Below are 12,633 nucleotides of genomic sequence, written 5' to 3'. Positions count from 1 at the left end.
CGGCCGGGGTGTCGTAGCCGGGGAGGCCGTCGTACCTCGGTGGGAGGTTCGGGGTGGGGGTCGGGTCCGGGTGGGCGGGTGTCCACCCGTCCCCGGGCGGGGCCCAGCCACCGTCGGTAGGTGTCGGAGTCACCTCCGCCGAGAGCGACGGGTACGCCGTCGGCGGGAAGGCCGGCGGGGGTTCACCGGCCCAGTGCGGCACCGGTTCGGCCGGGTCCGGTGGCCAGAGCGGTTCGATGTCCCGCTCCGGCACCGGCTGCTGGCCGGGCAGTCCTGCCCGGTCGGCGTTGTCGTCCACCACGGCTCCTCCCCATTCCTCCCGCCGAGGATAGGCCGTCCCGTTCCCGTCACGCCGGGTGACGACACGCGGGTGGTGGTCAGCCCGTGAAGACCGCCCAGGCCCCGGGCTCGGTCCACCAGGACCGCTTCCGGCTCAACTCGCCCTCGACCCCGTCGTCGAGGAAGGGCACCCGTTCGTCGCGGGGGATCACGGCCACCGCCCGGCCCCGGGCCCGACGTACCTCGTAGCGGATCTTCCTCCTCCTACCCAACGTGGCGCGGGTCGGCACGGGAACGGCCACCGCGACCTCCACCAGACCGTCGGCCGGGTCGGGGGCGGTGAGCAGCGGCAGCGAGTCGAGGGTCGCGTATCCGCCGGCGTTGCCGATCGCGCAGGCCAGGATCGGGTCCGCGCCGTCGGTGAGCACCGCGTCGTCCACCTCCACCCGGCCACGCCAGTGCAGCGGCCGGCCCGCGTCGTCGGCCGCGCCGAGCAACGCGCCGTCCAGGGTCACCGAGCCGCCGTCGTTGCGCAGCAGGTCGAGCCGGCGTACGCCGCCGTCGAGCACGGCCGCCGCCACCGCCGCCGGGTCCCGGGGCAGGCCGAGCTGCGCGGCCAGGTCCCGGTGCGGGCCACCCCGGGCCGGATCGAGCGGGAGTACGCCGATCGGCGGCAGATCGGGCACCGTACGGTTGCCGGCCAGCTCGGCGGGGCGGCGGCTCGGCGGTGGGGCGTACCGGCGGACCAGCCGACGCACGACGGCGCGCAACTGGGCGTCGCTGGCGGTGGCGACGACCAGCCGGACCTTGCTGTCCGGGTCGGGCCAGGTGAGGCCGTCGGGGCGGGCCGGAGCGTCCAGCCGGGCCAGCACCTCGTCGACCTCGGCGTCGGAGCGGGCGATGACCGTCTCCACCCGGGCGCCCCGGGCGGTCAACGCGTCCGCGCAGGCCAGCACCGGCACGCGCGGTGTCTCGCAGCGCTCCCCGCCCGGCTCGGCGGGCGGCTTCCCGGTGGGGTCGGAGGTGCCGCCGCAGCAGGCGTCGCCGCTGCCACAGCCTCCACCGGGAGCGTCCCGCTCCGAGCCGAGGGTGAGCAGCACCACGTCGTACAAACCGGGCCTCCTGACCTCCGACGCGAACCCCTGCTGGCCACGCCGTCCCTACTTGTTAGCCTGACACCCCGGGCTCGCCAACCGGTCGCCACCTGGCACCCGAGCCTTCTGGAGGCGGAAAAGATGCCAGCGATCGTGCTCATCGGCGCTCAGTGGGGCGACGAGGGCAAGGGCAAGGTTACCGACCTGCTGGGTGAGCGGGTCGACTACGTCGTGCGCTACTCCGGCGGCAACAACGCCGGCCACACCGTGATCACCCCGGACGGGCAGAAGTACGCGCTGCACCTGATGCCGTCGGGCGCGCTCTCACCGAGCGCCATGATCGTCATCGGCAACGGGGTGGTGGTCGACCCGAAGGTGCTGCTCGCCGAGATCGACGGGCTCGCCGAGCGGGGGGTGGACGTGTCCCGGCTGCGGATCTCCGGCGACGCGCACCTGATCATGCCGCACCACCGGGCGCTGGACCGGGTGGTGGAGCGCTACCTCGGGTCGGCCCGGATCGGCACCACCGGGCGGGGCATCGGCCCGGCGTACGGCGACAAGGTCGCCCGGATGGGCATCCGGCTCCAGGACCTGCTCGACCCGGGCATCCTGCGCAAGAAGCTGGAACTCGCGCTGCGCGAGAAGAACCAGCTGCTGTTCAAGGTCTACAACCGCAAGGCGATCGACGTCGAGGAGACCGTCGAGGAGTACCTGCGGTACGCGGAGCGGCTGCGGCCGTACATCGCCGAGACCCGGGTGATGCTCTGGGACGCCCTGGACCGAGGCGAGACGGTGCTGCTGGAGGGTGCCCAGGCCACCATGCTCGACATGGACCACGGCACCTACCCCTTCGTGACCTCGTCGAACCCGACGGCCGGTGGGGCGTGCGTGGGTGCGGGCATCCCGCCGACCGCGATCACCGGGGTCATCGCGGTGAGCAAGGCGTACACCACCCGGGTCGGGTCCGGCCCGTTCCCGACCGAGCTGTTCGACGACAACGGCCAGCACCTGCGCAAGGTCGGTCACGAGTACGGCACCACCACCGGCCGGGAGCGCCGCTGCGGCTGGTTCGACGCCGTCGTGGCCCGGTACTCCTGCCGGCTCAACGGCGTCACCGACCTGGTGATCACCAAGCTGGACGTGCTCACCGGCCTGCCCAAGGTCCCGCTCTGCATCGGGTACGAGATCAACGGCGAACGCTTCGACGACATGCCGATGACGCAGACCGACTTCCACCACGCCACCCCGATCTATGAAGAGCACGACGGTTGGTGGGAGGACATCAGCAAGGCGCGCACCGAGGACGAGCTGCCGGAGAACGCCCGCCGCTACATCGCCCGCATCGAGGAGATCACCGGCACCCGCGTCAGCGTGGTAGGCGTAGGCCCCGGCCGCGAAGAAAACGTAGTCCGCCACCCACTCCTCCCCTAACCCACCCCCACCCCCGCCCCCGCCCCCGCCCCGGCCTCTGCCCCGCCCCGCCTCGCCTTGGTGATCAAGAGGTTTGCGTCATGAGAGTGCTCGTATTTGACGTAAACCTCTTGATCACCAGCTGAGTCGCGGAAGTTATCCACAGATTTATCCACAGGGGTCGAAGTGCCTGTGGGTGGCGGGTGAGGGTGGGGCGGTGATGCCGCTCGAACTCATCCATCGTGTCGCCCTCGGGCAGGACGGGATGGTCACCACGTCGCAGGCCCTCGCGGCCGGTCTGACCCGTGACCACATCAGACAGCTCTGCCGCTCCGGCCGGTGGAGGCGGCTGTCCCGTGGTTGCTTCGTGCCGGGCGGGCAGCCACCCGATGCGGTCACCGGCCGGGTCCGCATCCGGGCGGCGGTGGTCAGCCTCGGTCCGCGAGCTTTCGCGGTCCTCGACAGCGCGCTGGAGCTGCACGGCATCGCCGTACCGCGCCGGAGCTCCGCCGTCCACGTCTCGGTGCCCGTGGACCGCCCCCGGCCGCAGCGGCCCACCGACCCCTCACTCGTGGTCCACCAACTGACCGTGCGCCCCGATGACATCGTCGACGTGGCAGGCATCCCCACGACATCACCCTTGCGTACGGTGACGGATGCGATTCTTCGGCTGGACCGGTACCCGGCCGTGTCGGTGCTCGACTCGGCGTTGAACCGAGGACTCGTCACCCCGGAGGACCTGGCGACCGCACCGGCGCTGGTCCGAGGCCGACGAGGCGCCCCGGCGGCCAGGAGTCATCTCGGCGAGGCGGACGGGCGGGCCCAGTCACCCCTGGAGACCTGGGCACGACTGCGGTGCGTCGACGGCGGTGTTCCACCCGACGCGCTGCAACAGGAGGTGCGCGACGAGGACGGCCATCTGCTCGGCATCGGTGACCTGGGTTGGCGTGCCGCCCGGCTGATCGCCGAGGCCGACGGAACGGGCCCACACGGTACGCCGGAGGCACTCTTCACTGATCGTCGCCGGCAGAACCGCCTGGTCAACGCAGGCTGGCGAATCCTCCGATTCACCTGGTCCGACGCTCTCCGCCCGGACTACATCCCCCACACGGTCCGCCAGGCCATGTCTGCCACCCGCAACCCACCCCGCTCCAGAACCCCGCACTAGCCCACCCCCGCACCCCTCCACCCGCACCCCTCTACCCCCACCCCGCCCTGCCCACTCCGCCCCTCCCAGCCCGGTGATCAAGAGGTCTGCGTCAGTCGATCAAGAGGTTCAGGTCAAAGTTGATCTCCAACTTGACCTGAACCTCTTGATCACCGGGGCGAGCCGAGCAGGGCACCGGGGCGAGCCGAGCGGGGCAGGGGGGCGAGGCGGGGGGAGCCGAGGCGGGCGGGGGGAGCCGGGGTGGGGTGGGGAGGATGGGGTGGGTTGGGGGGTGGTGGGTAGGATTCGTCGCCGTGCGCGTACTTCTTCTGGGTGGTGGCGGGCGGGAGCATGCGCTCGCGCTGGGGTTGGTCGAGGATCCGGCTGTCGAGGTCCTGTTCGCGGCACCCGGTAACCCGGGGATCGCGGGTGTGGCGGAGCTGCGGCAGGTCGATCCGGTCGATCCGGCCGGGGTCGCCGAGTTGGCCGTGGAGGTCGGTGCCGACCTGGTGGTGATCGGGCCGGAGGCACCGCTGGTGGCCGGGGTGGCCGACGCGGTACGCGCCAAGGGCATCCCCGCGTTCGGCCCGTCGGCCGAGGCGGCCCGGCTGGAGGGGTCGAAGACCTTCGCCAAGGAGATCATGACGGCTGCGGGGGTGCCGACCGCCCGCGCGTACACCTGCACCGATGCGGAGAGCGTCGGGCGGGCGCTGGATGAGTTCGGGACGCCGTACGTGGTCAAGAACGACGGGCTGGCCGCCGGCAAGGGGGTGGTGGTCACCGACGACCGGGCCGCCGCGCTGCGGCACGCGCAGGAGTGCGGCCGGGTGGTGATCGAGGAGTACCTGTCCGGCCCCGAGGTGTCGCTCTTCGTGGTGACCGACGGTGAGGCCGCCCTGCCGCTGCTGCCCGCGCAGGACTTCAAGCGGGTCGGCGACGGCGACGCCGGCCCGAACACCGGCGGCATGGGGGCGTACGCGCCGCTGCCGTGGGCGCCGTCCGGCCTGGTCGACGAGGTGATGGCCGACGTGGTCCACCCGACGCTGGCCGAGATGCGCCGTCGGGGCACCCCGTTCGGCGGCCTGCTCTATGTCGGGCTGGCGCTCACCGCCGCCGGTCCCCGGGTGATCGAGTTCAACGCCCGCTTCGGCGACCCGGAGACCCAGGTGGTGCTGACGCTGCTGGAGACGCCACTGGCCGGGCTGTTGCACGCCGCCGCGGCGGGCACGCTGGCTGCGCACCCGCCGCTGCGCTGGCGTACCGGTGCGGCCGTCACCGTCGTGGTCGCGGCCGAGGGCTATCCGGCCACGCCGCGCACCGGTGACGTGATCACCGGTGCCGACCACCCGGGGGTCATCCACGCCGGCACCGCCCGCCGGGCTGCGGACGGCGCGCTGGTCTCCGCCGGTGGCCGGGTCCTCTGCGGTACGGCCACCGGCCCGGACCTGACCGCCGCCCGCGATGCCGCCTACGCCTTGGTACGCGGCATCGAGCTGGCGGGTTCGCACCATCGTGGTGACATCGCCGCCACCGCGATCGACGGCCGGATCACCGTCCCGGACTGATCCCCGGTCGGCTGCCGACTCACCGTCCGGGGCCGCCTGCTGATCCTGGCCTCGCGGGTGCTGCGGGTGACCGCTGGTGGTGCAGCGGGCCTGTCCAGGGGTGGTCACCGGATCACCGTCCCGGCGACGGTCGTCGCCGGGACGGCGGGTCGTCGCCGGCCCACCGGGTCGTCCTCCGGGCCAGCCGTCAGAGCAGGGACAGGGCGGCGGTGATGACCCGTTGGGCGGTCGCACCGAGTTCCTCGCCCTTGGCGTCGGTGCCGGTGATCGAGTACTCCACCCGGAACCGGCCGTCCCGGGTGGAGGCGACTCCGGCGAGGTAGCCGTACCGGGAACCGGTCTTGATCCACAGGGTCTCGCCGTCGGGCAGCGGGAACGCGGTGAGGCCGACGCTGTAGCGGGCCGGTCCGCCGCTCACGTCCCGGACGGCCGGCAGGGTGAACATCGTGTTCAGCTGGGCCGGCGGCACCATCCGGCCGGCGAACAGCGCCGTGTAGAAGGTGTCCAGGTCGGTCAGGCTGGAGATGACGTTGCCGGCGGCCGGGGTGAAGGTCTGACTCCAGGTGGTGACGTCCACCAGTTCCGTCCGACCGTCCCGTACGACGGTCTGGTAGCCGTGGGCGTGCGGGCCACGGATGCGCGGGTCGTCGCCCGGCGCGTAGGTGTCGCGCAGGCCGAGCGGCCGGGCGATCCGCCGGTCCAGCTCCGTCGCGTACGAGTGGCCGGTGATCTTCTCGATGATCATTCCGGCGACGATGTAGCCCATGTTGGTGTAGTGCTGCTTCGTGCCGGGGTCGAACTCGCGGGGGTGGTGCAGCCCGAGCCGGACCAGCTGTTCCGGGGTCCACCGGTCGTACCGGTGGGCGAGCTGCCACTCGATGCCGTCGGGAACGCCGGGGCTGGGCAGCCCGTTGGTGTGGTCGAGGAGTTGTCGGACGGTGACGGTCGGGTAGTCGGCGGGGAGCAGCCCGGGAAGGAGCCGCTGCACCGGCGCGTCGAGGTCGATCCGCCCCTCGGCGGCGAGTTGCAGCACCAGCACGGCGGTGAAGGTCTTGGTGACGCTGCCGACCCGGAACCGGGCGTGCGGCGGCACGGGTGCCTGGCTGCGCAGGTCCCGTACGCCGCTGGTGCCGGTCCAGCAGCCGTCCGGGGTGGTGATCCGGACCTGGGCGCTGGTCGCGTCGGCCTGGGGTAACCCGGCTATCGCCTGCTGGACGGGGGTCGGGTCGAGAGTGCCGGGCCGGCAGCCCGAACCACCGCGACGCCCGTCCGAACCGGAGCCGGAGGCGGTGGAACCAGAGGCGGCGGCGGGAGCGGGGACGGGGGCGGCTGCGGCGAGCGTCCCGGGCGTCGTGACGCCGAGCAGGGCGCCGAGCGTGGTGGCGACGAGGGCGGTACGCCGATTCATGATCTTCATGGCGTCGAGCCTGCCGGTCACGGGGAGCGACGACATCGGGGAGAGTCCCCCGCCGCACCCCGATCGTCGGCTCGGGGAGACCACCCCGGCCGGCGGCCCGCCATCGGAGCCCACCCGGGCACCCGCCGGTCCTGCGCCGGCAGTGACCTCGCCCGGCGCTCGTCGGCCCACCCGCAGACCGTCGCCCCGGGGTCGGGGGCGGGTCAGCCGTAGTAGCGGCGGAGTTCCCGGGTGAGCACCTTGCCGGTGGCGTTACGCGGCAGGTACTTCACGAAGATCACATCCCGGGGTACGGAGAACCGGGCCAGGTAGTGCCGGACGTACTCGCGTACCGCCTCGGGGTCGAGGGTCTCGCCGGGGTGCAGGGCGAGGAAGGCGGCGAGCCGTTGGCCGTACTCCGGGTCCGGCACGCCGAGCACGGCGGCCTCGCGGACCTGCGGCAGCCGGACGAGCAGGTCCTCCAGCTCGGACGGGAAGACGTTCTCCCCGCCGGAGACGATCATGTCGTCGGCCCGGCCGTCGACGAAGAGCAGCCCGTCGGCGTTGACCCGGCCGAGGTCACCGGTGTCGAGCAGCCCGTCGTGGGTCTCCCGGCGGGCCCCCGAGGTGTAGCCCTCGAACAGCATCTCGTTGCCCACCAGGATCCGGCCGACCCGCCCGGCCGGCACCGGAACGCCGTCGGCGTCGAGGATCTCCAGCCGGGTGCCGTGCGGGGGGCGACCGGCGGTGGTCGGTGCCCGGCGCAGCTCGGCGGGGCCGGCGATGGCGGCCCAGGACACCTCGGTCGAGCCGTACAGGTTGTAGAGGACGTCACCGTAGGTGTCCATGAACCGGGTGGTGAGGTCGCCGGGCAGCGTCGAGCCGCTGACCGCGACCACCGTCAGTGCCGGCCGGGGTTCCGGTGCCGGCACGTCGAGCAGGCGTTGCAACATCACCGGTACGGCGAAGAGCGCCTGACACCGGTGCGTCACGAGCGCGTCCAGCGTGGCGGCCGGGTCGAACCGGCGGTGCAGCACGATGGTGGCGCGCAGCGCGAGGGCGACCTGGAGTGCGGCGTACCCCCAGGTGTGGAAGATCGGGGCGGCGATCAGCACGGTGTCCCGGGCGTGCAGCGGGATGCGGTCGATGATGGACACCAACGGGCCGAAGCCGGTCGGGACGGGCCGGCGGGCGCCCTTGGGGGTGCCGGTGGTGCCGGAGGTCAGCACGATGGTCCGGCCGTCCTGGTCGGGCGGGGCGAGCCGGTCGCCGGGGAGCGCGGCGGCGATCAGGTCGGTGAGCCCGCGTTCGTCGACCCGGTGCACCTCGGCGGGGATGCCGAGGACCCGCTCGGCGAACTCGGTGTCGTGCACCAGCAGCCTGAGGCGTTGCTCCTCGGCGACGGTGGCGAGCTGCGCGGCGGACAGGCCGGTGTTGACCAGCACCGCGTCGGCGCCGAGCAGGGTGGCGGCGACGATGCCCTCGATGAGCCCGTGGTGGTTGCGACACAGCAACCCGACCCGGTCCCCGGCCTGTACGCCGAGCCCGCTGCGCATCGACCTGGCCAGCCGCTCGGCCCGGTCGAGCAGTTCCCGGTAGGTGAGTTCGTGGCCGTGCTCGTCGACGACGGCGACCCGGCCGGGGTCCCGGGCGGCGGCCTGCCGCAGTTCGCCGGCCATCCCCCAGCCCCACCTGCGCAGTGCGCTGAGTTGTGCGGCGACCCGGACGGGGCGGCCGGGGTTGAGCAGCCCCCGCTTGGTCAACGTGGCCACGATGAACGGCAGGTCCATTCGGCGGGCCTCCTTCGGGGTGCGACGTGGGGCCCGGCCTGGGCCCTCACCAGGGACTCCTTTCCCGATCATGCGTCGTTGCCGGCCGACCGCCCAGTCGGCGTCGCCCGTCGTGGACAGCTGGTGACCGGCCCGTCGACCGGCAGCGACGGTCAGCGGATCTGGACGCCGGAGATGGCGCGGGAGATGACCAGCCGCTGGATCTCGGAGGTGCCCTCGAAGATGGTGTAGATCTTGGCGTCCCGGTACCAGCGTTCGACCGGGTGGTCGCGCAGGAAGCCCGCCCCGCCGAGCAGTTGCACCGCCCGGTCGGTCACCGAGACGGCCACCTCGCCCGCCTTGAGCTTGGACATCGAGCCCTCGCCGGCGGTGAACGGCCGGTTGTTGCGGCCCATCCAGGAGGCCCGCCAGACCAGCAGCCGGGCGGCGTCGATCTCCATCCGCATGTCGGCCAGGGCGAACGCGACGGCCTGGTTCTCGATGATCGGCCGGCCGAACTGGACCCGGTCCTTGGCGTAGTCGAGGGCGTACTCGTAGGCGGCCCGGGCCACCCCGAGGGCCTGCGCGCCGACGGTCGGCCGGGACAGCTCGAAGGTGCGCATCGCGGCCTGGCCGCTGGCCCGCTGCCCGGACCGGGCCCGCGCCAGGCGCTCGTCGAGCGCCTCCCGGCCGCCGAGCAGGCAACGCCCCGGCACCCGGACGTCGTCGAGGAACACGTCGGCGGTGTGCGAGGCGCGCAGGCCGAGCTTCTTGAGCTTGCGGGTCGCGTGCAGCCCGGCCGTCCCCGGCGGTACGACGAACGCGGCCTGCCCGCGCGAGCCCAGTTCGGGCGCGACGGAGGCGGTGACCACGTGCACGCCGGCGATCCCGCCGTTGGTGGCGTACGCCTTCTGCCCGCGCAGCACCCACTCGTCGGTGGCCTCGTCGTAGACGGCGCGGCTGCGCATGGCCGAGACGTCGGAGCCGGCCTCCGGCTCGGTGGTGCAGAACGCGGCGACGGCGGGTGCGTCGACGGTGCCGAAGCACTGCGGCACCCATTCGACCATCTGGTCGGGGGTGCCGGTGCCATAGATGGCGGCCACCGCCAGCGCGGTGCCGAAGAGGCTCAGGCCGATGCCGGCGTCGCCCCAGAAGAGTTCTTCACTGGCGATCGGCAGGGACAGGCCGGTGGGGTCGGCCCAGCAGGTGGCGAGGAACTCGAAGCCGTACAGGCCGACCTTGGCCGCCTCCTGGATGATCGGCCAGGGGGTCTCCTCCCGGGCGTCCCACTCGGCGGCGGCCGGGCGCACGACCTCGGCGGCGAAGCCGTGCACCCAGTCCCGCAGATCCCGCTGTTCCTCGTTCAGGTCGAGCGAGAATTCGGTCATCGTCAGGCCTTGGGGATGTCGAACAGGTTGGCGATGTTGGCGGCCAGGCCCAGGTCACCCTTGGCCTTGAGCTTGCCGGTCATGAACATCATCACCGGGTTGGCCCCACCGGAGACGATCTTGAGGAACTCGACCGGGCCCATGGTGAGGGCGAGCTTCGGGTCGTGCTGCGGCGGCTCGTTGACGGTGCACGCGCCGTCGGCGATGGCGATCTCGTAAGTGTCGGTGCCGCCGTCGGGGCGACCGGTGATGTTCCAGTGGATCACGGCGTTGGTCGTGCCGGCCCGGTCGGCGCGGAACAACTGCGGCATCCGGCCGAAGACCTCACTGAGCACCTTGCCGCGCAGGTCGCCGGACATCACCTCGGCGATCTTGTCGTCCGGGGTGGACTTGACCAGCTGGGCGAACTCCTTGGGGCCGTAGTTGGCGAAGTTGGCCGGGTCGAAGTCAGTCATGGAAATTGCACCTCTCGGGGCGGACAGTTTTGGTTACTCCAGCGTAACCTTACGCACGAGTAGGTATGCTTGCAAGAGTGTCCAGCACACCCAGCTTCAAGCGCCTCCCCCGGGCCGTACGCGAGCAGCAGATGCTCGACGCGGCCGTCAAGGTCTTCTCCCGACGCGGCTTCCACGCCGCCAGCATGGACGAGATCGCCGAGGACGCGGGCATCTCCAAGCCGATGGTCTACGCCTACCTCGGCACCAAGGAGGAGCTGTTCATCGCCTGCCTGCACCGGGAGACCGCCCGGATGATGCTGGCCATCGCCGGGGCCGCCGCCCCCGACCTCCCCGCCGACCAGCGGCTCTGGCGCGGCCTGCGGGCCTTCTTCGGCTTCGTCGGGGCGCACCGCGACGGCTGGGCCGTGCTCTACCGGCAGGCCCGGGGCTCCCAACCGTTCGCCGCCGAACTGGCCGCGATGCGCGCCCGGCTGGTCGAGGTGGTCGCCGGGATGCTCGACCACGCGCTGCGCGCCCGGGGCCGGGAGGTCGCCGGGACCGAACTGGAGGTCGTCGCCTACGCCCTGGTCGGCGCGAGCGAATCGCTGGCGGACTGGCTGGCCGACCACCCCGAGGCGGAGCCGGAGAAGACCGCCACCCGGATGATGAACGTCGCCTGGCTCGGCGCGGCCCAACTCCTCGACGGCGTCACCTGGCGGCCGCCGGTGGACTGACCGCTACCGGTGGCCACCCGGTAGCGGGCCGGCCGGGCCGGATGCGTCGCCACGTTCGCCGGCCGCTCGGGCCGGCACTGGTCAGGCGGTACCGGTCGGGCCGGCACTGTCTGGGCCGGCGGGCAGCACGCCGCCGGACTGTCGGAGCCGACTGCGAGGATCACCGGGTGCTGAACGGTATCGACGAGATCGACTGGTCCCGGCTCTCCCACGCGTACGGCCCGGCGGACGACGTGCCCGCGCAGCTCCGGGCGCTCGCCTCGGCCGACCCGGCCGTCCGGGATAGGGCCCGGCACGACCTCTACGGCAACATTTTCCACCAGGGCACCCGCTACGAGGCCACCGCCTATGCGGTGCCGTTCCTGTTGGAGTTGCTGGCCGATCCGGCCACTGCGGAGCCGTCCGAGCTGCTCGCCCTACTCGTCGCGCTGGCCATCGAGGACGACGGGACCTGGCTCCCCGACAACCTGCCCGTGGCCGAGCTGCGCCGCGTCGCGGTCGGTGGTGCCGCCCTGCTCGCCGCCGCCCCTCACCCCGGAGACCCGGAGTTCGACGAGGACGAGGGCGACTACGTCTACGTCGGCTCGCTTTCCAGGGCCGACCAGGAGCGGCTGTACGCCCACATCACGCTGGCCGCATACGACGCGGTGCGCGCGGGCGTACCGCTGTTCCGGCAGCTGTTGACCCGACCCGACCCGGCGCTGCGGGCGGGTGCCGCCCACGCGTTGGCGTGGTTCCCGGAAGACGCGGCGGGCAGCGTGCCGGCACTGGCCGCCCTGATCGAAGCCGCCCCGTCCGGCGCGACGTCCGGGGCGGCGCAGGCGGCGGCGGTCGGGACCGCCGCAGTCGCGCTCGGGCTGCTCGGTGTCGCTCCCGATTCGGCCCTGCTCACCGATGCCCGCCCGGTGATCCGCTGGGGTGCGGCGGTCGGTCGGGCCCGGGTGCTCGGCCCGACCGCCGACCCGGCGACCATCGACGAGCTGATGACCTGGGCCGGCGGTCGGGGGGAGAGCGCGGAGGGGGTGCCGTTCCTCGACGGTGACCTGGCCGGTCACGCCGGCCTGGCGTTGCGGCAGCTCGGTGCCGACCATGCCGGTGCGGGCTTCGAGGTGCTGCTGGGCCGGATTCCCACGGTTTCCGGCACCGAGGCGTTGCCGGTGGTGGCCCAGGCGCTCACCATGGCATTCCCCGACGGCCCGCTCCCCGCCGGCACGCCCGCGACCGACCTGACCGACCGGCAGCGTCGGCTGGTGGAGACGCTGGCCGGGTCGCCCGGCAGTTGGCGGATCGGGGCGCACACCTTCGGCAACTTCTCCCAGTTGGTCGCCAGCCGTGGACTGCCCGGCGACCCGGCGAAGCTGCGTGCCTACCTGGATGACGGCTCGGCTCCGCCTCGATGACCGGCGATCCGCCG

General features: G+C 72.8%; 10 protein-coding genes. 5 read left to right on the top strand and 5 right to left on the bottom strand.

Translation table 11 applies throughout. The annotated features are described in order from the left end of the window. Positions 1–377 precede the first annotated feature (377 nt). Positions 378–1,391, bottom strand: a complete 1,014-nt coding sequence (locus tag GA0070216_RS27655; RefSeq protein WP_091252165.1) for a diacylglycerol kinase family protein — start codon at positions 1,389–1,391, stop codon at positions 378–380. Between the two features lie 123 nt (positions 1,392–1,514). On the opposite strand from GA0070216_RS27655, the gene GA0070216_RS27650 reads away from it, so the two are divergent. The 3 genes from GA0070216_RS27650 to purD all read left to right on the top strand — a co-directional run bounded on the left by GA0070216_RS27650 (position 1,515) and on the right by purD (position 5,495). Continuing rightward, on the top strand, positions 1,515–2,804 hold the full coding sequence (locus GA0070216_RS27650) for an adenylosuccinate synthase (RefSeq protein ID WP_091252163.1): 1,290 nt from the start codon (positions 1,515–1,517) through the stop codon (positions 2,802–2,804). A 199-nt stretch (positions 2,805–3,003) separates the two neighbouring features. Beyond that, complete coding sequence (locus GA0070216_RS27645) at positions 3,004–3,951, top strand: type IV toxin-antitoxin system AbiEi family antitoxin domain-containing protein (protein ID WP_091252286.1); 948 nt, start codon at positions 3,004–3,006, stop codon at positions 3,949–3,951. Between the two features lie 293 nt (positions 3,952–4,244). After that, positions 4,245–5,495 carry a phosphoribosylamine--glycine ligase gene (gene purD / locus GA0070216_RS27640; RefSeq protein ID WP_091252161.1) on the top strand — a complete coding sequence of 417 codons (1,251 nt, stop codon included), beginning with the start codon at positions 4,245–4,247 and terminating at the stop codon, positions 5,493–5,495. Between the two features lie 187 nt (positions 5,496–5,682). Here the strand turns inward: purD and GA0070216_RS27635 are convergent, their stop codons facing one another. The 4 genes from GA0070216_RS27635 to GA0070216_RS27620 form a co-directional block, all read right to left on the bottom strand. Further along, positions 5,683–6,912, bottom strand: a complete 1,230-nt coding sequence (locus tag GA0070216_RS27635) for a serine hydrolase domain-containing protein (RefSeq protein WP_091252284.1) — start codon at positions 6,910–6,912, stop codon at positions 5,683–5,685. A 203-nt stretch (positions 6,913–7,115) separates the two neighbouring features. Continuing rightward, entirely contained in the window at positions 7,116–8,681 is a 1,566-nt protein-coding gene (locus GA0070216_RS27630; RefSeq protein WP_091252158.1) for an AMP-binding protein, read from the bottom strand. 152 nt (positions 8,682–8,833) lie between these two features. After that, positions 8,834–10,048, bottom strand: coding sequence for an acyl-CoA dehydrogenase family protein (locus GA0070216_RS27625; RefSeq protein WP_091252156.1), 1,215 nt, complete (start codon positions 10,046–10,048; stop codon positions 8,834–8,836). 2 nt (positions 10,049–10,050) lie between these two features. Next, positions 10,051–10,503 carry an SCP2 sterol-binding domain-containing protein gene (locus GA0070216_RS27620; RefSeq protein WP_091252153.1) on the bottom strand — a complete coding sequence of 151 codons (453 nt, stop codon included), beginning with the start codon at positions 10,501–10,503 and terminating at the stop codon, positions 10,051–10,053. Positions 10,504–10,580: 77 nt separating this feature from the next. Here GA0070216_RS27620 and GA0070216_RS27615 point away from each other — a divergent pair, with 77 nt between their 5' ends. Together GA0070216_RS27615 and GA0070216_RS27610 are read left to right on the top strand one after the other, a co-directional pair. Further along, the gene (locus tag GA0070216_RS27615; protein WP_176739162.1) at positions 10,581–11,219 is read left to right on the top strand and encodes a TetR/AcrR family transcriptional regulator; all 639 of its coding nucleotides are present in this window, start codon (positions 10,581–10,583) and stop codon (positions 11,217–11,219) included. A 167-nt stretch (positions 11,220–11,386) separates the two neighbouring features. Beyond that, complete coding sequence (locus GA0070216_RS27610; protein ID WP_091252149.1) at positions 11,387–12,619, top strand: hypothetical protein; 1,233 nt, start codon at positions 11,387–11,389, stop codon at positions 12,617–12,619. Positions 12,620–12,633 lie beyond the last annotated feature (14 nt).

The sequence above is a fragment of the Micromonospora matsumotoense genome, from assembly GCF_900091525.1.
GTDB lineage: Bacteria > Actinomycetota > Actinomycetes > Mycobacteriales > Micromonosporaceae > Micromonospora > Micromonospora matsumotoensis.
The sequence above is the reverse complement of the archived record's forward strand: the minus strand, read 5'-3'. Positions and strand labels throughout refer to the sequence as shown.